Genomic DNA, 24,447 nt, shown 5'->3' with positions numbered 1-24,447 from the left:
AGCTTTTTTATTGTAGCGGAAAGTATATAATTTTTATGCGAACTAAACTTTGAAATTTCAATGGAAGTACAAATTTTTTATTTATACACAGTAAAAAAAACAAAATCTATTCGACTGCCAAGTTTTTCTTGTATCCATTCGGAAAGGCAGATGGGCAAAAAAGTATAATGAATAGATATATAATCATCTTATTTAAGTGTGAAAGATAAAATAGTAAAGAATAATAAATTATATATGTTATTACCAGTATATGGGTTATATTCTATGTTTTATATGTACATAATACAGAAGAGAAAAACTAGAAAGTATTAAGGTGGTGCATATAATGACAAATATACTTATTTTACTTCAGGTAGTAATGCTTGTGTTACTATTCATCTTTATGATAAACAATACTGGTAATCAAAGAAACAATAAAATAGTCATTGATAAAGAAAATCATAAAGAATTAGATAAATTGAATAAATTAAGAGAGATAAAACTTACTCAACCATTAACTGAAAAGAGCAGGCCGAAAAGTTTTGATGAGATAATAGGGCAGGAAAAGGGTATAAAAGCTTTAAAAGCAGCATTATGTGGAGCAAATCCACAGCACGTTATAATATATGGACCTCCTGGCGTAGGAAAGACAGCAGCAGCTAGATTGGTTTTAGAGGAAGCTAAGAAAAGTAAAAATTCACCTTTTAGAAATTTAGCTAAATTCGTTGAAATTGATGCGACTACCTTAAGATTTGATGAAAGAGGAATAGCTGATCCTTTAATTGGATCTGTACATGATCCAATTTATCAAGGTGCTGGAACTTTAGGTATAGCAGGAATACCGCAACCTAAACCAGGTGCAGTTACAAAGGCACATGGGGGAGTTCTATTTATCGATGAAATTGGAGAACTGCATCCTATTCAGTTAAATAAACTTTTAAAGGTGCTTGAGGATAGAAAAGTTTTTTTAGATAGCGCTTATTACAGTTCCGAAGATCCAAATATGCCGACTTATATAAAAGAAGTTTTTGAAAAAGGTCTGCCAGCAGACTTTAGATTAATTGGAGCTACCACAAGAAATCCTGATGAGATAGTTCCAGCGATTAGATCAAGATGTGTTGAGATATTTTTTAGAGCTCTATTACCTGATGAAATAAAGCAGATAGCTGACAATGCTGTTAAAAAAGTAGGATTAAATATATGCGATAATGGATTAGATATAGTTAGTAGATATTGTTCTAATGGAAGAGAAGTAGTAAATTTAATCCAATTATGCTCAGGGCTTGCCATTAACGATGGAAGAGAAAAGATTACAGAAGAAGATATAGAATGGGTTGTTGAGAATGGTCAGTATTCTTTAAGGCCTGAGAAGATGATAGGGGCTAAGCCTAAAGTTGGGGTAGTTAATGGGTTGGCTGTTTATGGTGCGAATATGGGTACTATTATAGAAATAGAAGCCAGTGCTAAAAAAGTAATAGGAAAAAAAGGTTCTCTAAAAATTACTGGAATTATTGAAGAAGAAGAAATAACTTCCTCTAATAGGAAGGTAAAGAGAAAAAGTACTGCATATTGTTCTGTAGAAAATGTTTTAACAGTTCTAAATAATAACTTTGATATAGAATGTGATAATTATGATATTCATATAAACTTTCTCGGTGGAGTGCCTATTGATGGACCATCAGCAGGTATAAGTATAGCAACAGCTGTATACAGTGCTATTAAAAATATTCCTGTAAGCAATCATGTGGCTATGACAGGAGAGATTTCATTACAAGGCTTAGTAAAACCTATAGGAGGTGTCAATGCAAAAATTTCAGCAGCGAAAAAGGCAGGAGCAAAAATAGCTGTTATTCCAAGTGAAAATTATAGCCAATCTTTTGATTCTCTTGAAGGAATAAAAGTAAAACCTGTTGACAATATTGTGGAAGTAATAAACTTGGCATTGACTAATATATGTGATAAAATAGGTAATAATACCCCTACGGAGCAATCAGTAGAGGTCTTATCTGCAAGATCACTGAACAATTAATATAAGTGCTGCTGATATCAGCAGCACTTATTGTGTTAAAACTAAAACTAATATTTATTGAAAAGTAACCATATTATGTGTATACTAAATAGGTCTAATTGATAAAATTAATTATGGAGGGGAGAAGCATGAATAGAGAAAAGAAAGTTCTTCCTTTAATTCCTCTTAGAGGAATAACCATTTTTCCGAATATGGTTATTCATTTTGATGTAGGTAGAGAGAAATCCATTGCTGCTTTAGAAGAAGCGATGTTAAATAATCAGCAAATTTTCCTTGCGACTCAAAAAGATGCTAAGATTGAAGAACCAGTAAAAGAGGATATTTACGAAGTAGGAACACTTAGTACAATTAAACAGCTTCTAAAATTACCAGGAGATACAATCAGGGTTTTGGTAGAGGGGACTAATAGAGGAAAGATACTTTCACTAACCAATGGTGAAGAATTCTTTACTGTTGAAGCAGAAATATATATTGAAGATGAAGAACAAGAAGTGAGTGAAAAAGTATCTTTAGAACTTGAAGCACTTACAAGATCGTTAAAAGATGATTTTTCTGATTACTTGAATTTATCTGGAAATACATCTGCAGATATAATACTTTCATTGGATGAAATTGAAAACTCAGCAAGGTTAGCTGATGTGGTTGCTTCGTATTTGTTATTAAAACAAGAAGTAAGACAAGAATTGCTAGAGTGCTTTGACGTTAAAAAGAGATTAGAAAAACTACTTGTAATTGTAAAAAATGAGATAGAAGTTCTGAAAATAGAAAAGAAAATTGGCTATAAAGTAAAGAAAAAGATGGATAAACTTCAAAAGGAATACTATCTTCGTGAGCAGATGAAGATTATACAAGAAGAGCTAGGTGAAGACGACGAGGATAGGAAAGAAGTAGAAGCATATGAAAGCAAGATTAAAAAGCTCAAACTTCCTAAGGAAGCTAAGGAAAGAGCTCTTTATGAGTTGTCAAGATTAAAGTCTTCTGGAAGCTATTCATCTGAAGGCAATGTTATAAGAACTTACTTAGACTTGCTACTAGAATTACCTTGGAATAAACAAACTAAGGATGCAGTAGATATAAAAAAAGCAAGAGAAATTCTTCAGGAAGACCATTATGGGCTAGAAGATGTAAAGGAAAGAATAATTGAGTATCTTTCAGTTAGAAAGGTAAGTAATACATTAAAAGGACCTATAATTTGTTTAGTGGGACCTCCTGGGGTTGGTAAAACATCTATAGCAAGAAGTGTAGCAAGAGCACTTAATAGAAACTTTGTTAGAATGTCTTTAGGTGGTGTAAGAGATGAAGCTGAGATAAGAGGTCACAGAAGGACATATGTAGGAGCTATTCCTGGAAGAATAGTGAATGGAATGAAACAAGCTAAATCTATGAATCCGTTATTTTTGTTAGATGAAATTGATAAAATGGCAAATGATTTTAAAGGTGATCCAGCAGATGCACTTTTGGAAGTTTTAGATGCTGAACAAAATTCTACATTCAGAGACAATTATCTTGAAATTGAAATGGATTTGTCAAATGTTATGTTTTTGACGACAGCCAATTCACTTGATACTATCCCTAGACCTCTACTTGATAGAATGGAAGTAATTGAAGTATCAGGTTATACTTATGAAGAAAAGTATCATATTGTAAAGAAATATTTGATACCTAAACAATTAGGTGAGCATGGAATAAAGAATAATGAGATTAAAATAACAGATAACTCTATAAAGTGTATTATCGAAGGCTACACAAGAGAATCTGGAGTTAGAAGTCTAGAGAGAAAAATAGGAAGTATAATAAGAAAAGCTATCAAAGAAATGATGGAGAAGGAAAAGGCTAGTGTTCTTGTTACTCCTCCAGTAGTAGAAAAGTACTTGGGAGCAAAAGTATTTAACTATGATAAGGTTGATAAAGAAGATAAAGTTGGAGTTGTTACCGGAATGGCTTGGACTGCATACGGTGGTGATACATTACCTGTAGAAGTTATGGTTATGGACGGTACTGGTAAATTAGAGCTTACAGGGCAGCTTGGAGATGTTATGAAGGAATCTGCAAGAGCTGGCTACACATACGTAAGGGCTAATGCTAAAAAGTTAAATATTGATGGCGATTTTTATAAATCAAAAGATATTCATATTCATGTGCCTGAAGGAGCTGTGCCTAAAGATGGTCCGTCCGCTGGGGTTACGATGATAACCGCTTTAGTTTCTGCACTTTCTGAAAAGAAGGTAAAGAGCAATGTTGCTATGACTGGTGAAATTACTCTTACTGGAAGAGTACTGCCTATTGGTGGACTGAAAGAAAAGAGTTTAGCTGCATATAGAGCTGGTATAGATACAGTTATAGTACCTAAAGAAAATGAAAAAGATATTTCGAAGATACCTCAAAGTATAAAAGGAAAGTTAAACTTTATACTTGCCGAAAAAGTTGATACAGTACTTGAAAATGCATTAGTTGGAGCTGATAATAATGAAGATTAAAACATCAGAATTTATTACGTCCGCGGTTAGAAGAGAACAATATCCTACAGATGAGAGAATAGAAGTTGCATTTGTTGGAAGATCTAACGTAGGTAAATCATCTATAATAAATTCAATAACAAACAGAAGAGGGCTAGCTAAAGTTAGTCAAACACCAGGAAAAACTAGATTAATAAATTTCTTTTTAATCAATGATGATTTTTATTTAGTAGACTTACCTGGGTACGGTTATGCAAAAGTATCAAAAAAGGAAAAAGCTACTTGGGGACAAATAATAGAAACTTACCTTAATTCAAGATTACAACTTAAGAGAGTGGTACTTTTAGTAGACTGTAGACATAAGCCTACTGGAGATGATATCATGATGTATGATTGGATTAAGCATTATGGCTATGATGTAATAGTTATAGCTACAAAAAGTGATAAGTTATCAAACAATGATTTAAAGAAAAGCGAAAAAGTTATAAGAGATACCCTTAAATTGAAAGCTGATGAAAAGTTATATTACTTCTCATCACTAAATAAAAAAGGTAGAGATGAGCTTGTAGATTCAATTTTTGACGATATCGTACTAAGCGGAATAAGTGAAGAAAAATAAATTAGTATAAAGTGAAGAAAACATCAAGTCTAAAAGGATTTGATGTTTTTTTGTATTTAATTTTATATGTGATAGAAGGCATAGTCATATTAAATAATTTAGATAATATATTCTTCGGGCTTTAATTTTATTCCATAAAGTAGTGTCAATTTCATCCTAGGAGAATAGTATATACTATAAAACCAAATAAATCCATTTTAACAAAAAGGAGGAAGATTTATGGAACTAAATGAAATCCTAAATGGATTAACAGGCGGCAATGATTGTGATCGTGATGATAACTGTGGCTCTGGCAATAGGGGCTTTGGAGGATCATGGATCTGGATAATATTCTTACTACTAATTTTCTGTGGCTATGGTAATGGAGGCTGCGGTGGATACGGTGGAGGATATGGTGCTGGCGCTATAAATCCATGTTGCTGTGATGTAAAGAAGACTAAACATGGTTGCTGTAAGCAAACATGCTATTACCCACAATATAACCCATGTAGCGGTTACGGTGGTGGATATGGTGGATTCGGTGGTGGCGGATGTGGCTTTGGTGGCTACGGAAGCAACTGGCTATGGTTCATATTAATAATCCTATTCTTCGTATGCGGAGGATTTGGAAGAAGAAACAACTGTGGATGCAATGACAATAATGTATGTGTAAATGAATAAGACAGTGAATAACAAAAGTATAAAAAAAGTATGATAGGAGGATTTAATTATGTCAAAGAGAAAAGAATGCTGCTGCAACGGAATGATGAACCCTTATGGCGGATATGGACCTGGACCAGGAGTAGGTGGATTTGGTGGTCAAGGAATAGGCGGATGTAGCCCATGCACAATAGCTATATTGCTTCTAATATTCCAATTTTCTGGACTATTATGCAGTAATAAAGGCTTCCTACTAATATTATTATTCTTATTATGTGGATGCGGTGGTTTTGCTGGTAACAGAGGCGGAGCTGGATACTTCCAACCAAGATGCTGCTAGAATTTTAAAGTGAATTATAATGCTAGGGAAAGGAGATTAAGATATGTGCAATAGTTGTTGCAACTATGGATATCCTGTAGTAGGTCCCCAGTATGGTTATTATCCTTATGGAAGAAGTGGAAGTTATGATAGATGTGGTTGGCTAATAGCTTTCATTATCTTATGGATTTCCGGAGTATTATGTAATAAAAATGGGTTTATACTATTCTTATTATTCTGGCTATGCAGCGGATTTGGTAAAGGCTGCAATACACCATACGGTGGCTATGGATATGGCTATCGCTAGAATATAGATTGGAGGGCTACATGCCCTCCAAAAAAATATATAAAACTTTAAATACATACCAGTAATTAAATGGAGGGAGTATAATGCCAAAGCATAGACATAGAGGCAGAAGCGATGGTCCTGGTGGCATGAATAATATGGGGCCAATGGGTAATATGGGATCTATGGATAATATGGGATCAATGGGTAACATGGGCAATATGGGCAATATGGGTAACATGGGACCGTTAGGAAATATGGGACCTTTGGGAAGTATATTAGGTAGTATGATGGGTGGAAATATGGGTCAGGGTCAAATGGGTGGAAATATGAATCCTTTAAGTTTTTTAACAGGTGGAGGATTGCCATTTCCGTTCAATATGAATTCTCAGTCTTCTGATATGTTTAATAATTTTGATCTTAATTCTATATCTTCGCTATTTTCATCTATGGCTCCAGAAGGAGGATTTGATTTAAGTAATCTTGGTGCAATGTTTAATTCTTTTGGTGGAGCTAATAATAATAGTAATAATAATAATTCCAATAGCAATAATAACAGTGGTTATGAAAGAAGATCAGGAAAACATCATAATCACGGAGGTAATTATTCTGGAGGAGAAGATGGTAACATATCAATGTTGATGGCTGTAAGAAGCTTTGTTGATCCAACTAGAGCAAGATTTATAGATAGAGTCATTGAAATGTATCAAGCAGGTGAAATAGATTATTAATATAATTATATATGTATAAAAATGTATAACGCTGTTAATAATAATAATGTAGTTAGGAGAAATCTCCTATAGCTAAATGAAGTTAGACTTCATTAAAGCTAAAACCCCCCATCCCCCTTTTGGGTCGCGAAAGCGACCCTTTTAATTTTTCTGTATTTTTATAGAATTTATGTTGAACTTAGTTCCTTCTTTCATCAAGTTTATTTTTATCTTTATTTGAGATGGGTCTCCTATGCCTTGTGCAATAACTTTTTTAAAGTTTAAAGTCCATTGTAACTCAGTTGGCAAGCCTTGCTCGTCCCACTTTGAATCTGCAAAAAAAGCATCTTGAAATTCATATATATAGTTTTTCTTATCAAGCTTCCCGATTATAGACATACTATCTTTATCAATGTCTGCAGTAAAAATATCATAATTACTATCAATCTCTCCAGAACTTTCAATGGTATCTATAAATAGCAATACATTCTGAAGCCCTGGTATGCTTAAGGTTTCTGAACTGACTTTCTTAAATGAGTCTCTTATTAGAATATATTGAGATACATTCATATCTTGACTTTTCAAATTCATAGAAATTAGTTTTGGAGTTTTATTGTTTTTAGAGTCTAAGATTCCTAACACATTATTAGATCCAAAATAAACGTCTTTATATTCCCCATTGACATATGAAAAAACGTGTTGTATAGGTATTTTATCTTGAGAAGATTGTACTAAAACTTCAGGGATTTTGTCTCTAGACAAATCTACAAGAGCAATATTCATAGGCCAAAAACTTGAGTACATACCAACTGTACCAATCTTTTTATCAGGATCTAAGAAAAGAGTCTTTCCGGATGAATGGACTTCTATATAGTATTTATTGTTTTTGGTAGAGATATATAGAATATCATCCTTGCCATCACCATTTAAATCTTTCTTTATAGCTTTTTCATTTGATACTAATGAATTAGTGGCAACAGCTTGTTCACTACTAACTTTGGTATTCTGACTTTTCAGCATATAAAATATTGAAATAAGAATACCTATTAAAGTAATTAATAAGCAGGACACTAAACAATAATAAAATTTTTTGTTTATACGTGGCATTTTAGCATTCATTTTTATCACCTCGTTAAAATTATATGAAAGAATCATAGAATAAATTAATTTACACAAAATAATATTAAGTTATTTTAGGAGGTGTATTATGAAAAAAATAAAAAATATAGTTTTTATTGTGTTGATCATTATACTAAATTGTAATTTGGTATTTGGATGCTCAAAAGGAAAAGAGGAGCCAAAAGGAAAGTTAAGTGTACTCATACAAAACAATGCCTCACAAGATGTAGATGTAATAAATACTCTAATAGCCAATTATAAAAAGGCTCATTCTCAGATAGAGATAAAAATCGAGAATATGACAGAAAATGAGAAGATTGAGAAAGTAACTGTTGATAAACCTGATTATGATGTTTTAATCTGTGAAAGAAATATGATGATTAGTATGGCGCGACAAGGCTATTTGTCCGATATATCAAGTAATGTAAGTAATAATAAGATGATTGATAAGTTTTATAGTATTGTATCAACCTATGGAAGAATAGATGATAAATACTATGGAATTGGAGTTATGCCATACTCTTTGAATTTTATATATAACAGGCAACAAGCTGCTGGATATATTAAGAATTCAGATGAAATAGATTTGATGTCTTTACTTAGGATGTCAAAGGAGAAGAATGTTAAGATTCCAATAGTACTGCCTAAAGAGATGGATATATCACTAGCTGTTGCTTCAATAATTGCAGACAACATGATTAATGAAGCTGATTTAGAAAAAAACTTTGATATAGGTCAGGAGAAATACAAAAAACTAAGCCAAATGCAAGAAGTTTTTAAATTTATGAATACCCTGTATAAAGATTATGGTGTGAGTGTTGATAAATTTATATTAAGCGACAGCAGTATAGTTAAAAAAGTGGAGAGTGGAGAAGTTCCATTTGCACTGGTAACAACACTAAGTTCAAAGGAAATAGATGAAAGCAAAAACATTGCTATAGTTAACAATAATATAATTGATAGTTCAAAAGTTAACCCACCAGTTATAATAGATCACTTGGTTTGTCAGCTGCAGAATGCGAAAAATAAAGATGAAGTTGTTAGGTTTTTAGATTATTTATCAGATGATGAATCTTATAAAGCTCTGGGGAAAGAAGGGATTATTACTGGTAATCGAAGTGCTAATTCTGAACTTAAAGGCCTTCAATCTCAAATGATATGGCCTATATCAATAGCGAATGAAAATAATATTGTGTTCTATCATAATCTGCCTTATAAAATGAAACCGCATATAGTAGAACAAACTAAAAATCTAATTAATGGAGTATATAGTGGAAGCGAGTGGCAAACCATAGTTGATAAAACTTATACAGAAAAAAAATAAAGCTACATATGTAGCTTTATTTTTCTTGACATTCCTGACAAATACCATAGAAATAAACTTTGTTAGAAAGAACCTTGTATTTACTATGATCTTCAGCTGCCTTATTAAGTCCACCTAGATCAAATTGATCTAAATCATCAACTCTACCGCAATTTACGCATTGGATATGTGGATGAGGGCTTGAAAAAGCATCGTATCTAAAATTTCCTTCACCTACGTTAATTTCTTGAATCAATCCAACCTCAACTAGAGTCTTTAATGCTTTATATACTGTAGCTAAACTCATAGTAGGATATTCTTCTTGTAAAGCTTTGTAAATAACTTCAGCAGAAGGATGTTCCTTAGTTCCCTTTAAATATTTATATACAGCAATTCTCTGTGGTGTTAACTTTAATTTTTTTTCTCTGAAGATACTTGTTATATTATCCATCTTCACCATCCTCATAATTGTGATATTTATATTATATAATAATTATTATTACTCGTCAAATAATACTACATAATAAGTGCCTAAATATCAAAAAAAATTTTAAAAAGCTATTGTAATAATAAATACTATCTGTTAAAATATAAACGAAGTTGTTAATTAATTAACAAATTTCAAAAGTCCATGTTCATTTTCTATTTATCCTTAAGAACAGTTTTGCTGTTCTTTTATTTTTTTGAAATTATAGAGTTTATATAAAAAATCGCTGAAGAAGGCCGCTTCAGCGATTTTTTTATGCATCTGCCTTTCCGGATGTATATGAGAAAAATTTGGCAGGCGAATAAGATATATTTTTAAATTGGTTCACAAGAACTGGTATATCTTTAATATTTTTTGTTAAATCTTCTAATGTAATAGGAAATTGCTACCGTTAAAGCGTAATCATATATTACAAATACAGCTTCAGCTGCTAATATAAGTTGCCAAAGTGGAAACTTACTATTAATATTAGTTAGTAAAAAAACATCATAAAACTTATATATCACCAAGAAGCATAAACTAAAGAATAATATTTTTAGAATATACTCTATAACAATAATATTGATTCGTTCCACAAAGTATTTAATAAATCCGTAAGAACCAAAAAATATTATGTATGAAAATGCAATTGCTTTATTTACTAATAATAATGCTAATATAGAAGATGCAACATACACAAGTGCTGAGGATGATACAGAAGTTGCCATAATAGATATTGGAATTATTATTGAAGCTAGGGTAATAAATGCTAATTTATTTGTAGGTAAGATTCCAGACAAATATAAAAAAATTATCGTTAGGGCTACAAATAACCCTCCCTTTGCAATATGGCTTGCTTTCATATAAACTCCTTTTTCTTAGCAGCAACCAATAAGGTCTCCACCAAAACATTCACAAATTGAATCTAAACACCATAGCTGCAAACAACAGTCCAATGTATCATTGTTTCTTGTTGTTCTATAATAAGATTGTCTATACGCGTTATTTCTTGACGATATTCTATTTAAGGTATCTCTATATTCACCATTAGTAGGATCAAGGTTGCAAGCTTGTTGAAGATAATTATAAGCTGAATCCATATGACCTTTCTGAAGCATAACTATGCCATATAAGTAATTCCATTCTGCATCACGCATTCTGATATTATTTAGCTTATACTCTGCATCGGAAATTCTTCCAGAAGCTAAGTCTCTGCGTATTTCAGCATAGTTTGTAGAACCACTAGAAGAATAGTTGTTACTTCCAGAATAGCTATTGTTATTATAGTTAGTATTTTTAGCGTTTTTTATGAGATAATCATAAGCTTCATTTAATTCTCTCATTTTATCTTCTGCTAAATCCTTCAATGGATTATTGCCATATTGATCTGGATGATATTTTTTAGCCAGTTCTCTGTAGGCTTTTTTTATCTCGTCCTCTGAAGCGCCTTCTTTTATACCAAGTATTTCATAAGGATTATTCATAAAGTGTCCTCCCGTCAGTTGTATTATTAATTTCATACTTTTTAATTACTGAATCATATTTTTCCATTAAACCCAAGCCAACAATGTTTTCCAAGATTTCTTTGTTCTTGGTTAAATCTAGCTCCATAAGTGAATTATAACATCGTGACGCATAGCTTAAAAGAGAAAACTCTGCTCTTGGTACTATACTTTCATAAAATTCATAAAAATTTAAGTTTTTATCATTAAGACAGCTGTTGAATACATTGAATTTTTTCTTTTCCATGTCGTCTTTAAGATCGTCTAAAGCATCTATTAAATAAATCCATTTTCCAAGATTATATCCTAGATTATATAATATATCTCTTAAACGTGTGGAATCATTAATAAGACCTGGAGGGAATTTACGCATTAGTTCTCCAGTGAGATTTCCAAATGGATGAGCAATTTCATCTAATGTATACTTTGAATAATTCTTTTCTTTTTCTGCTAAACTATTTAATTCGGTATTTATCAAGTCGTTGATAACCGAGTATTCTTTTGAAAATAAATTTTTACTGTTAACAAAGATTAGTGACATAATTTTAGCTTTTGTACTTTTATCGTCATTAATATCATCTACTAATTTATAATAGAATAAAGCTACATTTATATGCGCAGCGTAATCTAAGGCTGAAGTATTCTTTGCAATTATTTTTTTTTGAGTAGGGTGAAGGGCGCAGGTTATTCTTGTAAAATCAGCTTCTTCTTCAATTAAAGAATTAAGTAATATAGAAAGAAAGGTCATATCGTAATTTAGTGATAATCTAGGTATGTTACCATAAATAGATTTTATAGAATGACATAAACCACAATAGTAGGATTTGAATCTTTCATAATCTTTTACCTTAAGCTCTAGCCTACATGGGACTACATATCCAAACAAATATATACACTCCTTAGTTTTGAAATTAATATAAATAATTATAACAAAAAAAAGATAAGTTAATAGCTTTTTAAGGTAAATTTTATATCTAATATGTAATTGTTATATTTTCTTGCTTGATAAATAATAAACAATTGACAACATGGTTGCTATAGTGATGCTTCTTTCTTTTTAAGCAAATATACTCATAGGATAACATTGAAAAGCTATTGCCACATTTATTTAGGCAACTTGTTAGACTGTATAGAAGCACAGAAAGTAGAGCAAAATTATTGGTAGGAATTAATGTTATACTGATAAATGTAAGAGAAATAACCTTTAGTAATATTTTTAATTTATATTTGGTACAAAGTATAAGTGCTTTTTGACAAATTACTTTTAGCATATAATTAAATAAAGAAAATCGTCAATTTCCTTTACTACAGTATATGAAAGTGGTAAACTTAACCTTAGTAGCGGAAGTCATATATTTTATTTTAAGGAGGTACTAAAATATGGCAAAGTATAAAATCGGTGATGAGTTACTTATCATTAATGATCCAAACGAAGAAAAAGATAAGCTTAAAGAACTAACTAAATTAAGTGTAGATGGTGACTATGCTCAAATTTCTTGGGGATTAAAGGTTGTTAAGGTAGAATTCGAAAAACCTTATATCACATTAACATATAGAAATGCAAATGGTGAATTAAATAAAGTTTTTGCTGAATGTCGAGATGTTGTGAACTTCGATCAAGAAAAAGTACTTGAAAAAGCTTTACTTAAAGCATTCCAAAACGAAATCATAAATATAAGTGTTTCTAAAAATACTGTGCATCCTGAGTGCAGATATAATAGATAATATTCACCTAAATATTAAATAATGTACTTAATATAAATAAAGGGAAGATGTTATACGACATCTTCCCTTTGTGATATTATATATTTTAAAGAATTTGCAAATTAATACGATATAAGTAGTAATTGTATATAAATAAGCAGTAAGTATGCTTTTTTTAAACTGGATATAATAAGGTTAGATTAAAGGAATATAGAAAAGGCAAAGGTTATAGAACCTTTACCTTGTAATTTTTAGTATATTTAATATAGAATTATTCTTTAACAATCCTTTGAAAAGTATATATCCAGCTACAGAAACTACTACAAACTCTCCAATTGCTACTGAACCGGAAGTAAGTATTAGTGGATGAAGCCATAATTTTGTTTCAGGAATAAATCCTAAATAGAACAGCTCTCCACCTACTAAAAGTCCATTTATTATTGTAGGCCATAAAGTAGCAACAAATAAGTTTTTTGTCCTGCTAATGCAAAATACAGATAAAAATGTAGCTGAAGTACCTACTATCCAGTCAATTGGACCTAATGGGCTAGATATATTAGCTAAAAAGCATCCTAAAACTAAACCAGGTATGTACTTTTTATCTATAAATGCTAGTAGAACCAAAACTTCAGAAAATCTAAATTGGAAAGGTCCATAACTTATATAAGATAGAGTAACTGTCATAACCACGTATATAGCAGTAATTACAGCAGTATAAGTTAAAAATTTAATATTGGATTTTGTACTCATTGAAATTCCTCCTTTTTTTTAGTGGGTACAAGGATAAAACACTAAAATCTAATGTATTATATCACAAATTTATATTTAATAAAATAAATTTGAAAAAATAGACATAACTTTGATTACATAGAGGACTAGAGGGGATTATATGGAAATATTTATAGCTAGACAACCGATATTTACTAGAAGCAAAAAGGTTTTTGGGTATGAGCTACTCTATAGAAATAGTTATACTAATAAGTTTGAAAATATAGACGGTGATTTAGCCACAAGAGAACTTTTATCGAATACAGCTATAATAGAATTGAGTAAACTTACTGAAGGAAAAAAAGCTTTTATAAACTTTACTAAGAATACTTTGATTGATGAGTTACCAAAGTTACTTCCACATGATCTCGTGGTGGTAGAAATACTTGAGGATGTAGAACTTACAGAGGAAGTTGTAAATGCATGTAAGAATCTGAAAGCTAAGGGGTATACCATTGCAATAGATGATTTTAGTAATGAACAAGATATAAGTTCGTTAGTTGAAATTATAGATATTGTGAAAGTAGACTTTTTATTAACTACAGAAGAAGAACAAAAAGTAATATGTAAAAACTTAAAGAGACTGAATATTAAAGCATTAGCTGAAAAGGTAGAAACAGTAGAGGGTTTTGAGAAAGCCTTAAAAGTAGGGTATGATCTTTTTCAGGGCTATTTCTTTAGTAGACCAAAGATAATTACAGGTAAACATAGCCCTGTAGCTAAATCAAGCTTTATAGCGTTTATTAAAGAATTGAAAGACAGTAATTCAGATTTTGAAAATTTAGAGATATTCATAAGAAGAGATCCATCGCTATGCTATAAATTGATTAAATATATTAATTCAGCACATTTCGGTATGCCTAATAAGATTAATTCAATAAAACAAGCTATTACCTTATTAGGACCAAGAGAATTAGAAAAATGGGCGATACTAGTAAGTTTCAATATTTTTACGAACCAAGATTATGAAGAATTGTCTAAAAATGCGATGGTGAGAGCTCATTTTTGTGAAACTTTATGTAATACAATTGATAGTAAAATGGGAGCAGCGGCTTTTTTGGTAGGACTTTTCTCTTATTTGGATGTTATTTTTTCAACCGAAATGGAAAGTTTGATGGAAGAATTGCCTGTAGAAGAAGAAATAAAGAGAGCACTTATAAAAAATGATAATTTTCTTTATGAAATACTTAATGTGGCAATTAAATATGAAGCAATGGACTCAGATGAAATCATTAAATTTAATAAAAAGTATAACATTGGAATTGAAACTTTGTCTAATATATATTTAGAATGTTTAGAATGGTTAAACATAATTACATAAAAAAGTTAACTAAGTGAAATTGTTAACAAAATATTTCTTTATTTTTTTGTCAAATTAAAATATAATAACTCTATAGAAAAATGGCAAAGATTATCTTAAATGTTAAAGGGGGGATAATTATGGGTCAATGTCCTTTTTGGTCAAATTATAACCATTCAGTAGAGTGTGATCAGGAGTGTCCTATGAAGAGTTCATCACAGGATAAAGATGAATGTGTTTTTAATACACATTTAACAGGAACATCACTAAAAGAAGTGACAAGGATTACAGACTTTACAGAAGAAATTGAAGAGGATTACTTCATTAAAAAGTTCAAAGCTTCTTCGAGCTACTAATCTTTTAAAATATCAATTAAAGTTGAACATATTCAATTACACATTATATAATTGAAAATTAATTAAGATGTGACAGTTTAATCCGCTAACTATTTTAAAAACTTGTCTTTAAGATGAGGCTTTGAAAATACAAGCTTTATAATTAAGTGGAACATCTATACATGTTTAACATATACAAAAGGGCATTACCTAAGCTGAGGAAAATTTTAAAAGCCTTCATAAGTTTTGGTGAAGGTGTTAAAAAATTTAAAATTCAGCATGAAGTAATGCTCTTTTAAAGAGTTCCTATACTGAGTCTTAATTTATACTTGTTCGAAAATCACGCACCTATGATTTTCGAACAAGTATAAATTAGTGGTTGAGCTAGGAGCTCTATGCTTTGTAGAAGATTATGATAAAGTGAAATTAATTTGTTGATAGCTAAATTTTTGTAGAAACAAAAAACAGTCTAATTGCGTCAGACTGTTTTTTGGGTAAGATATTATTTATATTGATCAGTATATTTATGTAATAAGCTTTGTTTTAAACTCCATAAATTACTTGATAAATCTACATAATAGCTATGCGGATTCTCAAATCTTAAAACCTCAGGCCAAAGTTTCTCGGTTTCTTCACTTGCAAAATCTTTTATTTCTAGAACAGATGGGCTTTCGTAAACCTGCTTTCCTTTGTCAAATACTTGAACCATCAAATCTTTAACATAGAAATTTGAAAGTTTCTTTCTCTTCCATGTGTATACAGGATCAAAGATCTCTAGGCTACTGTCAGTACTTATTACTTCATTGTTTAAAGCAATTAAATCTGCAATTGCCATATCATTATCTTTGTCAAATATTCTATATATCTTTTTAAAACCAGGATTAGTTATCTTTTCTTCATTTTCACTTATCTTAATTTTTGGAATTATTTTATCATCATCCTCGATAGCTACTAGTTTGTATACGCCACCGAAAACAGGTTCTGATTTAGCTGTTATAAGTCTCTCACCAACACCAAAAGAATCTACTTTTGCTCCTTGAGCTATTACATCATTTATTATGTGTTCATCGAGTGAGTTAGATATTACAATCTTACAATCACTATAACCAGCATTATCAAGCATCTTTCTACATTTTTTAGTAAGGTAAGTTATATCGCCACTATCAATTCTAATTCCTTTAGGTCTAAGACCCTTTGGTTTTAGTACTTCATCAAAAACCTTTATAGCATTAGGGATACCAGATTTTAATACATTGTAGGTATCTACTAAGAAAGTACAGTTTTCTGGATAAACTTCAGCCCAAGCCTTAAAAGCTTCATATTCACTTGGATAAAGTTGAACCCAAGAATGCGCCATTGTTCCTGATGCAGGTATATCAAACATTTCCTCAGCTATAGTACAAGCAGTTGAAGCACAGCCACCTATTACTGCTGCTCTTGCTCCATAAATTGCACCATCATAACCCTGAGCTCTTCTAGATCCAAATTCCATAACTGTTCTACCCTGAGCCGCTCTACAAATTCTGTTTGCCTTTGTAGCAATTAGAGTCTGATGATTTATAGTAAGAAGTATCATAGTTTCAATAAATTGAGCTTGGATAACTGGACCACGTACAGTTACAAGCGGTTCATTTGGAAATACAGGGTTACCTTCTGGAACAGCCCATACATCACAACAAAACTCAAAGTTTTCAAGATAATTCAAAAACTCTTCAGCAAATATTTGTTTGCTTCTTAAGTAATCTATATCTTCTTGTGTGAATTTTAAATTACTAAGATACTCTATCAGCTGTTCTACTCCAGCCATTATGCAGTATCCACCGCCATCAGGTACTCTTCTAAAAAACATATCGAAATAAGCGATTTTATCTTTTAATCCATCTCTAAGATATCCATTCCCCATAGTAAGTTCGTAAAAATCTACAAGCATTGTTAAGTTTCTAGAACTTCTTACATCGAAGTTAATTTCTTTTGTCATAACAAATCTCCTTTACATGAAATACCATAAGGATATTGTAACCTTATAAATAAATTATTACAATATCCTTAGTAATTTTTAGGATTCATAAGGGGAAATAGCTTGATTTTTAATTAATAATGTCAATAATATAGAGAGAAGCACTGAGACTTGAGCGCAAGATTTTTAACTGTATAGAAAATACAAAATTTATAAAAGGGGAGAGTATTTCAGTAATGGAAAATATATGCCAGTTTATCTAATTTAAAATAAATGTTATACTTTACTTATTTATAGGTAGACTAGTTTCAAATAAAATCTAACTAAGTAGTGTATCTATATATATTTCTAGAAAGTAGGAAATAAGTTGGCTAATTTAGATGAATTTCAACAGAGAGCAGTAAGATGTAATAGTAGAAATACCTTAGTTATTGCAGCTCCAGGCAGTGGTAAAACTATGGTTATAATAAATAGAATTAAGTATTTAATAGAAGAAAAAAAGGTGGATCCTAGTAATATAGTTGTAATAACTTTCACTAGAGCTGCAGCTCTTAATATGAAAGAAAGATTTATGAAGCTATGTAACTTGAGAAACTATCCATTCTTTGGTACCTTTCATGGGTTATTCTATAAGATACTAAAAAGACATGAAAAAAATGTGGATTTAATCAATCCAGGTGATGGATATAGACTAATAAATAAAATCTTGCTTGGTAAGCTTGATGAAGTTGGAGAAGAAAAGGTTAAAGAGGTACTAAATAATATATCAATTTTTAAGACCTCCAACACTTCAATGGTTGAATTTGAAGCTTCCATAAGTAAGGATGTATTTATAGAATGTTATGAAGCATATGAAGAGTATAAAAATCAGAGGAATCTGATGGATTTTGATGATCTGCAGCTAAGATGTCTGGGACTTTTTATGAGAGAGCCAAGGATTCTAAATGGTTATAGAAATCTATTTAAATACATTTTAGTTGATGAATTTCAAGATTGCGATGAACTTCAGATAAGTCTCCTTAAGCTTCTAAATGGACAAAATTCAGTATTTGCAGTGGGAGACGAGGATCAATGTATCTACACCTTCAGAGGTTCTAGACCAGAATATATGGTTGAGTTTGATAAAAACTTTGAGCAAGGTGAGAAATTTTACTTAAATTATAACTATAGAAGTACTAGCAATATTGTTGATTTGTCAAAAAGTATTATATCAAACAATAAAAATAGAAATAATAAAAAAATACAGTACTTTAGACAAGAAAACGGGAGACTTGAGGTTGTTATCCCCTTTAATGAAAGTGAGCAAATAGAAGATATAATAAGTAAGGTAGAAAGTTCTAAGAATAAAGGGGATAGGTATAAGGATAATGCTATTCTATATAGAACTAATATGGAGTCAAGAAGTATAATAGATGGATTAATAAGGCATAAGATTCCTTTTAAACTTCTTGATAAAGAGTATAACTTCTTTCATCATTTTATTTGCAAGGATATTCTAGCATATTTAAAGTTATCAATAGATCCTTGGGATATAGAAAGCTTTACAAGAGTGATAAATAAACCTTTCAGATATATATCTAAAGGAAGTTTGGAAAAGGTAAGCAGGTCGATAGTTAAGGAAAGTAATTTTAAGAAACTAATGGAACTCGAAGATATACACCCATTCCAGTTAAAGAAGTTGGACGAACTTCAAAGAGATGTATCGAATTTAAATAAAATGACCTTAAGCAGTGCTATAGATTTTATATTGTTTGATTTAGAATACTATAGTCACCTTAGAGAATATAGCGATAAGTTTAAGCAAAGCATAAGTGAGTTAGATGAGATAGTGGAGGAGTTTAAAGAAATAAGCAGAGAATTTAAATCCATAATAACTCTCTTAGCTCATGTAGAGACTGTAGAAGAAAATATTAAAAATAGTATAAGAAAAAGTGAAGAAGACTCTGTAATACTAAGTACTATCCACGGCGTAAAAGGTATGGAATTTAAAAACGTATATGTTATAGATGTTAATGAAGAGATAATCCCACATAAGAACGCAGAGGAAGATGGGGAAGAAGAGAGAAGACTTTTCTATGTGGGTGTAACCAGAGCAAAAGATAACTTATTTATCTACTCTCCAAAGATGCTAAGAGGAAAGTTTAAAGGTAGATCAAGATTCTTAGATGAGATATCTATTGATAAATATATTGTAAGAGAAGACTATGGATTTAACTCAGGAGATAGAGTATTCCATAAGAGTTTCGGTAGCGGAACCGTGAAAGGAACAACTGAAGATAATATTGAGATTACTTTTGATGATGGAATGGTTAGAGGGTTCTCTATAAAGATACTGGTGGAAAATATGCTTATAAGTAAGATTGATAAGCAATAAGTAATAAATAAAATGTAGTGGAAGTGGAGCAGTTAATTTTATCTTTATATTTTAGATTAAATCGAAGTGTGGTTAAGTGAAAATTGAAAACATTTTTTCAGCAGAGGGAGCTTTAGTGTAGATTAAAAGCGATTTGATTAAATCTATGAGGAATATTAAATAGATTTGATTTATAGATAAGTGTTCTATATTTGACTTTATATGGAAGGAATAGTAACATTAAGCTAAACGTAATATTGAAGGAGTTTTTTTATGAGTAGTAGGTTCAGAAAATTTATAATATTCTTAGGCATAGTTAATTTGATTTTTTCAGCTTTAGTTTTTGCAAATCTAGCATCGCCGATGGAAAGAGTCTATGGAATACCTTCTTTAGTGACCTTCATTTCATCAATTGGGATATTAAAATATAAGAAATGGGGCGTTTATCTATATTTCTTCAGCCTAACGATTTCACTTATAATACACATTTCGATGAGAAGCGATTACATCAATAATCTGTTTTTAATTTTAAATCTTTTGCTTATCTATCCGGTAAGAGCTTCATGGAAGAGTTTTTCAGGCATAGGTACTACAAAATAATATTGTTTTTATAAAAGTGAAGTTTTTAGGTTCCATAGTTTTTTATCAGCAGATTATATATATTTTAATATTTTCTGTGGTAACCATCTTAATTGGGTCACTTGTATACAAAAGCGTGGGAAAAATTTTAGATAAAAAGACGTGGGGCACATTGATAGGTTCATAATTGATCAACATAATTATAATGATGATTATTATAAGTAAATACAGTGAAGAATTTATTGTGTTTTAAAAGGTACTTCTAAACAAAGAGGTACCTTTTAATTTTTTTATTATAAAAATAGAAATTTATATTTTATGCTATAAGGTACTTTATAGTATAGAGTAATATATGGTATAATTTACAAGGAGGTGGATTTTTTGGAATTAAATAAAGAAATGATTAAAGGCTATATAGAAAGTATCATACTTACACTTTTGAAAAGTGAAGATCTATATGGCTATGAGATAGCAAAGAGAATACGTACAACAAGCAAGGAAAGCTTTGAGATTAAAGAAGGAACTATGTATGTGGTACTAAAAAGACTAGAGAACAATGGACTTGTAACTACTTATTGGGATGATGGAGAAAGTAGTGGTGGAAGAAGAAGATATCATAAGATAACAGATGCGGGGATTGAATATCTTAAGAGTAAAAAAGAAGAATGGGTGTTTTTTAGAGATATATTAAATCTTTTTTTTGAGGAGGTATAAGGGTGAGAGAGATAGATAAATACATAGATTCTATATATAAAAATGCAGATTATAATTCTGATGAAGTGGAAGATATGAAAAGTGAAATGAAGTTTCACTTAATTGAAACGGTTGAAGAGCTTAAGAAAGAAGGAAAAAGTGAAGAGGAAAGTATAAGGATTGCTATTAGTAGGTTTGGAGAGATTCCACAAATTAAATCTGAGTTGTCCTCAGTAATACCTATAACTAAAAAGACACTTAATACTGCTGTGTGGGCATCAGTAGCAGTTATAGTATTGCTTTTTGTATTTATAGTAATAGCAGTAAATCAAAATGGTGCTACAGTTAATCTAAAAGGTACTATACTTGCATTTGCAATACCAGTTTATATAATTATAGCATCTACAAAATTAAATAATGTTATAAAGTTAAATCAAAGGATTGATTTAAAAAAAGAATTGTTGGTATTGCTACTTTTTATTTATATTCTATTCCTTGTTGGAACCTCAATATTTCCAATGAATAGTTATCCAGATTTATATAGGAATATAACCTATTCCGTAAATGTAATACCTCTCATTAACCTACCAGAAAATATAATTGGTATGAGTAATAGAGGATTAACTACATTTATAATTGTAAGAAGATTCTTTAAGATCTTTATAAGATATATTCCTTTAGGAATTTTAGCACCAATGCTTTGGCCTAAGTTTAGAACTTTAAAGAAGAGTTTACTACTAGGTGTAATAGTCTATATGGGATTTTCTATTGCAGAGGCAGTTCTGGCTTTAACAGGTATGTCTATTCACGGTATTTGGTTTGATGTGGATGACATGCTGGTAGGTATGTTAGGGGTTTTATTAGGTTATTTTATATATAAGATTAAGTGGAAAAAGACTCTTTAATTATATCCTATGTTTTAAAAAGCTGTTGATTACAGATGAAAATATTAGGCAACCACAGAAGGTTGCCTGTTTTATTATAATTAAAATATTTTTGTATTGAAACGTAAGAACACCTCAGTATTCTTTTTGAGTAATGCGATGTTTTAAGTAATTATTCTTTTTTATTTATAAGAACATGGCGAAATACAGCAACTATTTATTATACTTCTTTTTCTTTTTGATTGTAGATATTCCTTGCACTATAATCCAACCAATAGTTGAACCAATCGCCAATGACCATATAGATGAATCTGAATTAATGCCAAGCTTTCTTGAAATAAAAAATATCAATAAAACAATTCCAAAATATGCAACTGATTGAATTATAAGATTAACAAACTTCTCCAATACTGCTTCCTCCATTTTCAAATTATATAATAGTTCTAATCTATAGTTTTTCTTATCTATAGTTAATTACTTGTAATTATATCATTTACAACCAATTAGCTCCAAGAAATATATATTTAATTGGAGATTGCAACCTTATTTTTTACCTTATTGTCCAATTTTTAAAACTCTCACGGCTTCTGGTGAGAGAATTTAAAAATAATATATTTTATTACGAAGTGGTACATCCATATCTTATAAATTTGAACTAGTATGTGTATATAATTTATACTATTAGCTTATGTATTAAATAAATGTTGTTATTTTATAGCTTGTCCGTTAGCAGTAACAACATTTATTTAATACATGATAGAAGGCTTTTATTATAGTAATATCTTTGCTTATAGCTCTAGTTTCTTTCACATCTCATAAAATACCAGTAAACATCTAGCAATAATGTTTACTGGTATCTATTTTAGCTATGTTTAAAGGATTTTCTGAAATTAAGTGTTATGAAGGCGAACTTTTAAATTTTTATATTCGTATATATTACGAAGTGGTACATTCATATCACTAGATTTATCAGTTAAGCAAATCAAACTGTTGAGGTGATTTTATTGAGTAAAAAGCGAATAGCAATTATAAGTCTATTTACATCTGTAATAACATATCTTGCCTTATATTTTCAGTGGGCAGAATTTTATAAAGGCTACAGCTATAGTAGTTTCAATCTTTCTATTTCAATAATCTTTCTATTAGCATGGTTACTATTTAGTTTTCACTTTGGAAAAGTTCAACAAAAGAAATATATAAAATTTATAGTAGTGTATTGGGGAATAAACATCATTTCTGCTATAGCTATTTTGGCTTTTGCTAATAATGAATTGATTCAGGCAGTGTTGTTTCCTTTCTATATATGGTATGGAGGTCCACTATATGGATTTAGATACATTTTTCTTGAATCAGTTAGATTGAGTATAGATATACCTATTTTAATGGTAATAACATCTCCGTTAGGTTTATTATCCTGTTTTACTGGGTATTGGTATGGTGGTAAGAAAGCTAAGTTGAAAGAGCATAATTTTCTTTGGTAATAGCATACAATCATTGTTATCTCTGAATTTAGCGTAACTAAAGTACTTTTTACTATTTATTTTTAATATTTATAGTTTTAAAAACTTAGTAAGAATTAGATAATTTAAATTTGAGGGGGGGCATGTCTGTGAGGAAGGGAATAATTCCTGTAAGTATATTTGCAGTTGCAGTGCTATTACTTATAGGTTTTATAGAAAAGCCTATAGCTAACAATTCAATCGATAAAGCTTTAATTGAAAAAAAGACTATAGTAGAACTTAAAGCTGAAAGTTGCAAGGAATTTATCGAACACTTAGAGAAAGCCGGGATTAAAATCAAAGCTATAACAAAAGGTAGCAATACGTTTTTAAAAGGTGAAGCGACAGCAATAAATATAAATGAAGAATTTGTTAATGTATATGAGTATAAAAATAGTGATCAGATGGCAGCGGATGTAAAGACAATAAGAAGTGATGGCGCTATTGTAGGAAATGCATTTGTTGATTGGGTATCTATTCCTCATATTTATAAAAGTGGAAGTATAATCGTACTTTATGTAGGAGAAAATAAAGAAATTAAGGATATGATACAAAAATCAGTAGGGAATCAATTCGCTGGTGGATAGAATATAGGGGGATTTGCTTTTTATAAAATGACTATATTTAAGAATGTTGTTGAAATTAATTCTTTGTGTAAGCACATTAAGGATGAATAACTCTAAACCTAAAAATATAAGTTTAACTATAGAATTATTCACCTAAAGAGCATTGGATGACTAACCACTTAATTTCAACATGATGCTTTAATAGCTTCCATAAAATAAATAATTAGCATAATACACTTTAAAAATGCCACTTTCAACAAACTTTACTATTAATCAGCAAAAGTAAGCGTTGTTCAGTTGACAAATTTATAATATAATTTTAATTAAGTATAGGCTCATGTTCAGTAGAATGTGAGCCTTTAGATTTTAACGTAAGAGGGGT

Annotated in this window: 25 protein-coding genes; 17 read left to right on the top strand and 8 right to left on the bottom strand. The window is 30.4% G+C overall.

Going from position 1 to position 24,447, the window contains the following annotated elements; genetic code table 11:
* The first annotated feature begins 325 nt into the window (after positions 1-325).
* The 7 genes from lonB (at position 326) to OCU55_RS12150 (ending at position 7,058) form a co-directional block, all read left to right on the top strand.
* Positions 326-2,008, top strand: a complete 1,683-nt coding sequence (gene lonB / locus OCU55_RS12180) for an ATP-dependent protease LonB (RefSeq protein WP_261852582.1) — start codon at positions 326-328, stop codon at positions 2,006-2,008.
* A gap of 128 nt (positions 2,009-2,136) precedes the next feature.
* On the top strand, positions 2,137-4,485 hold the full coding sequence (gene lon, locus OCU55_RS12175; RefSeq protein WP_261852581.1) for an endopeptidase La: 2,349 nt from the start codon (positions 2,137-2,139) through the stop codon (positions 4,483-4,485).
* Positions 4,475-5,083 (top strand): ribosome biogenesis GTP-binding protein YihA/YsxC, encoded by a 609-nt coding sequence (gene yihA / locus OCU55_RS12170; protein WP_261852580.1) that lies wholly within the window; start codon positions 4,475-4,477, stop codon positions 5,081-5,083. Before lon ends, yihA begins: the two co-directional genes overlap by 11 nt.
* 219 nt (positions 5,084-5,302) lie before the next feature.
* Entirely contained in the window at positions 5,303-5,743 is a 441-nt protein-coding gene (locus OCU55_RS12165) for a hypothetical protein (protein WP_261852579.1), read from the top strand.
* 49 nt (positions 5,744-5,792) lie between these two features.
* Entirely contained in the window at positions 5,793-6,062 is a 270-nt protein-coding gene (locus tag OCU55_RS12160; protein WP_261852578.1) for a hypothetical protein, read from the top strand.
* Between the two features lie 43 nt (positions 6,063-6,105).
* The gene (locus tag OCU55_RS12155; protein ID WP_261852577.1) at positions 6,106-6,348 is read left to right on the top strand and encodes a hypothetical protein; all 243 of its coding nucleotides are present in this window, start codon (positions 6,106-6,108) and stop codon (positions 6,346-6,348) included.
* An 83-nt stretch (positions 6,349-6,431) separates the two neighbouring features.
* On the top strand, positions 6,432-7,058 hold the full coding sequence (locus OCU55_RS12150) for a hypothetical protein (protein WP_261852576.1): 627 nt from the start codon (positions 6,432-6,434) through the stop codon (positions 7,056-7,058).
* Positions 7,059-7,199: 141 nt separating this feature from the next.
* On the opposite strand, the gene OCU55_RS12145 is transcribed toward OCU55_RS12150, so the two are convergent.
* Entirely contained in the window at positions 7,200-8,156 is a 957-nt protein-coding gene (locus tag OCU55_RS12145) for an FG-GAP repeat domain-containing protein (RefSeq protein ID WP_261852575.1), read from the bottom strand.
* An 88-nt stretch (positions 8,157-8,244) separates the two neighbouring features.
* Between OCU55_RS12145 and OCU55_RS12140 the strand changes: the two genes are divergently transcribed.
* On the top strand, positions 8,245-9,480 hold the full coding sequence (locus OCU55_RS12140; protein ID WP_261852574.1) for an ABC transporter substrate-binding protein: 1,236 nt from the start codon (positions 8,245-8,247) through the stop codon (positions 9,478-9,480).
* A gap of 16 nt (positions 9,481-9,496) precedes the next feature.
* Here OCU55_RS12140 and perR read toward each other — a convergent pair whose 3' ends face one another.
* The 4 genes from perR to OCU55_RS12120 form a co-directional block, all read right to left on the bottom strand.
* Positions 9,497-9,910 carry a transcriptional regulator PerR gene (gene perR / locus OCU55_RS12135; RefSeq protein WP_261852573.1) on the bottom strand — a complete coding sequence of 138 codons (414 nt, stop codon included), beginning with the start codon at positions 9,908-9,910 and terminating at the stop codon, positions 9,497-9,499.
* Positions 9,911-10,290: 380 nt separating this feature from the next.
* Positions 10,291-10,788 (bottom strand): hypothetical protein, encoded by a 498-nt coding sequence (locus OCU55_RS12130; protein ID WP_261852572.1) that lies wholly within the window; start codon positions 10,786-10,788, stop codon positions 10,291-10,293.
* Between the two features lie 15 nt (positions 10,789-10,803).
* Positions 10,804-11,409, bottom strand: a complete 606-nt coding sequence (locus tag OCU55_RS12125; RefSeq protein ID WP_261852571.1) for a J domain-containing protein — start codon at positions 11,407-11,409, stop codon at positions 10,804-10,806.
* Positions 11,402-12,313, bottom strand: coding sequence for a DUF5685 family protein (locus OCU55_RS12120; protein ID WP_261852570.1), 912 nt, complete (start codon positions 12,311-12,313; stop codon positions 11,402-11,404). Before OCU55_RS12120 ends, OCU55_RS12125 begins: the two co-directional genes overlap by 8 nt.
* 494 nt (positions 12,314-12,807) lie before the next feature.
* Here OCU55_RS12120 and OCU55_RS12115 point away from each other — a divergent pair, with 494 nt between their 5' ends.
* The gene (locus OCU55_RS12115; protein WP_261852569.1) at positions 12,808-13,152 is read left to right on the top strand and encodes a hypothetical protein; all 345 of its coding nucleotides are present in this window, start codon (positions 12,808-12,810) and stop codon (positions 13,150-13,152) included.
* Positions 13,153-13,368: 216 nt separating this feature from the next.
* Here OCU55_RS12115 and OCU55_RS12110 read toward each other — a convergent pair whose 3' ends face one another.
* The gene (locus tag OCU55_RS12110) at positions 13,369-13,881 is read right to left on the bottom strand and encodes a QueT transporter family protein (protein ID WP_261852568.1); all 513 of its coding nucleotides are present in this window, start codon (positions 13,879-13,881) and stop codon (positions 13,369-13,371) included.
* Between the two features lie 139 nt (positions 13,882-14,020).
* Here OCU55_RS12110 and OCU55_RS12105 point away from each other — a divergent pair, with 139 nt between their 5' ends.
* Positions 14,021-15,220 carry an EAL and HDOD domain-containing protein gene (locus tag OCU55_RS12105; RefSeq protein ID WP_261852567.1) on the top strand — a complete coding sequence of 400 codons (1,200 nt, stop codon included), beginning with the start codon at positions 14,021-14,023 and terminating at the stop codon, positions 15,218-15,220.
* 119 nt (positions 15,221-15,339) lie between these two features.
* On the top strand, positions 15,340-15,555 hold the full coding sequence (locus OCU55_RS12100) for a hypothetical protein (protein WP_261852566.1): 216 nt from the start codon (positions 15,340-15,342) through the stop codon (positions 15,553-15,555).
* Positions 15,556-16,036: 481 nt separating this feature from the next.
* Here OCU55_RS12100 and OCU55_RS12095 read toward each other — a convergent pair whose 3' ends face one another.
* Positions 16,037-17,512, bottom strand: a complete 1,476-nt coding sequence (locus tag OCU55_RS12095) for a nicotinate phosphoribosyltransferase (RefSeq protein WP_261852565.1) — start codon at positions 17,510-17,512, stop codon at positions 16,037-16,039.
* 346 nt (positions 17,513-17,858) lie between these two features.
* Here OCU55_RS12095 and OCU55_RS12090 point away from each other — a divergent pair, with 346 nt between their 5' ends.
* The 4 genes from OCU55_RS12090 to OCU55_RS12075 all read left to right on the top strand — a co-directional run bounded on the left by OCU55_RS12090 (position 17,859) and on the right by OCU55_RS12075 (position 22,021).
* Positions 17,859-19,865 (top strand): ATP-dependent helicase, encoded by a 2,007-nt coding sequence (locus OCU55_RS12090; protein ID WP_261852564.1) that lies wholly within the window; start codon positions 17,859-17,861, stop codon positions 19,863-19,865.
* A 252-nt stretch (positions 19,866-20,117) separates the two neighbouring features.
* Positions 20,118-20,444 (top strand): hypothetical protein, encoded by a 327-nt coding sequence (locus OCU55_RS12085; RefSeq protein WP_261852563.1) that lies wholly within the window; start codon positions 20,118-20,120, stop codon positions 20,442-20,444.
* Positions 20,445-20,804: 360 nt separating this feature from the next.
* On the top strand, positions 20,805-21,137 hold the full coding sequence (locus OCU55_RS12080) for a PadR family transcriptional regulator (protein WP_261852562.1): 333 nt from the start codon (positions 20,805-20,807) through the stop codon (positions 21,135-21,137).
* A gap of 2 nt (positions 21,138-21,139) precedes the next feature.
* On the top strand, positions 21,140-22,021 hold the full coding sequence (locus OCU55_RS12075) for a VanZ family protein (protein ID WP_261852561.1): 882 nt from the start codon (positions 21,140-21,142) through the stop codon (positions 22,019-22,021).
* A 192-nt stretch (positions 22,022-22,213) separates the two neighbouring features.
* Here the strand turns inward: OCU55_RS12075 and OCU55_RS12070 are convergent, their stop codons facing one another.
* Positions 22,214-22,408, bottom strand: coding sequence for a hypothetical protein (locus OCU55_RS12070; RefSeq protein ID WP_261852560.1), 195 nt, complete (start codon positions 22,406-22,408; stop codon positions 22,214-22,216).
* A 596-nt stretch (positions 22,409-23,004) separates the two neighbouring features.
* Between OCU55_RS12070 and OCU55_RS12065 the strand changes: the two genes are divergently transcribed.
* Together OCU55_RS12065 and OCU55_RS12060 are read left to right on the top strand one after the other, a co-directional pair.
* Positions 23,005-23,481, top strand: coding sequence for a hypothetical protein (locus OCU55_RS12065; RefSeq protein WP_261852559.1), 477 nt, complete (start codon positions 23,005-23,007; stop codon positions 23,479-23,481).
* Positions 23,482-23,609: 128 nt separating this feature from the next.
* The gene (locus tag OCU55_RS12060; RefSeq protein WP_261852558.1) at positions 23,610-24,086 is read left to right on the top strand and encodes a hypothetical protein; all 477 of its coding nucleotides are present in this window, start codon (positions 23,610-23,612) and stop codon (positions 24,084-24,086) included.
* Positions 24,087-24,447 lie beyond the last annotated feature (361 nt).

This window comes from Clostridium folliculivorans (assembly GCF_024341905.1).
GTDB lineage: Bacteria > Bacillota > Clostridia > Clostridiales > Clostridiaceae > Clostridium_AR > Clostridium_AR folliculivorans.
Note: the sequence above shows the minus strand (reverse complement) of the source record. Positions and strands in the feature narration are given on the sequence as shown.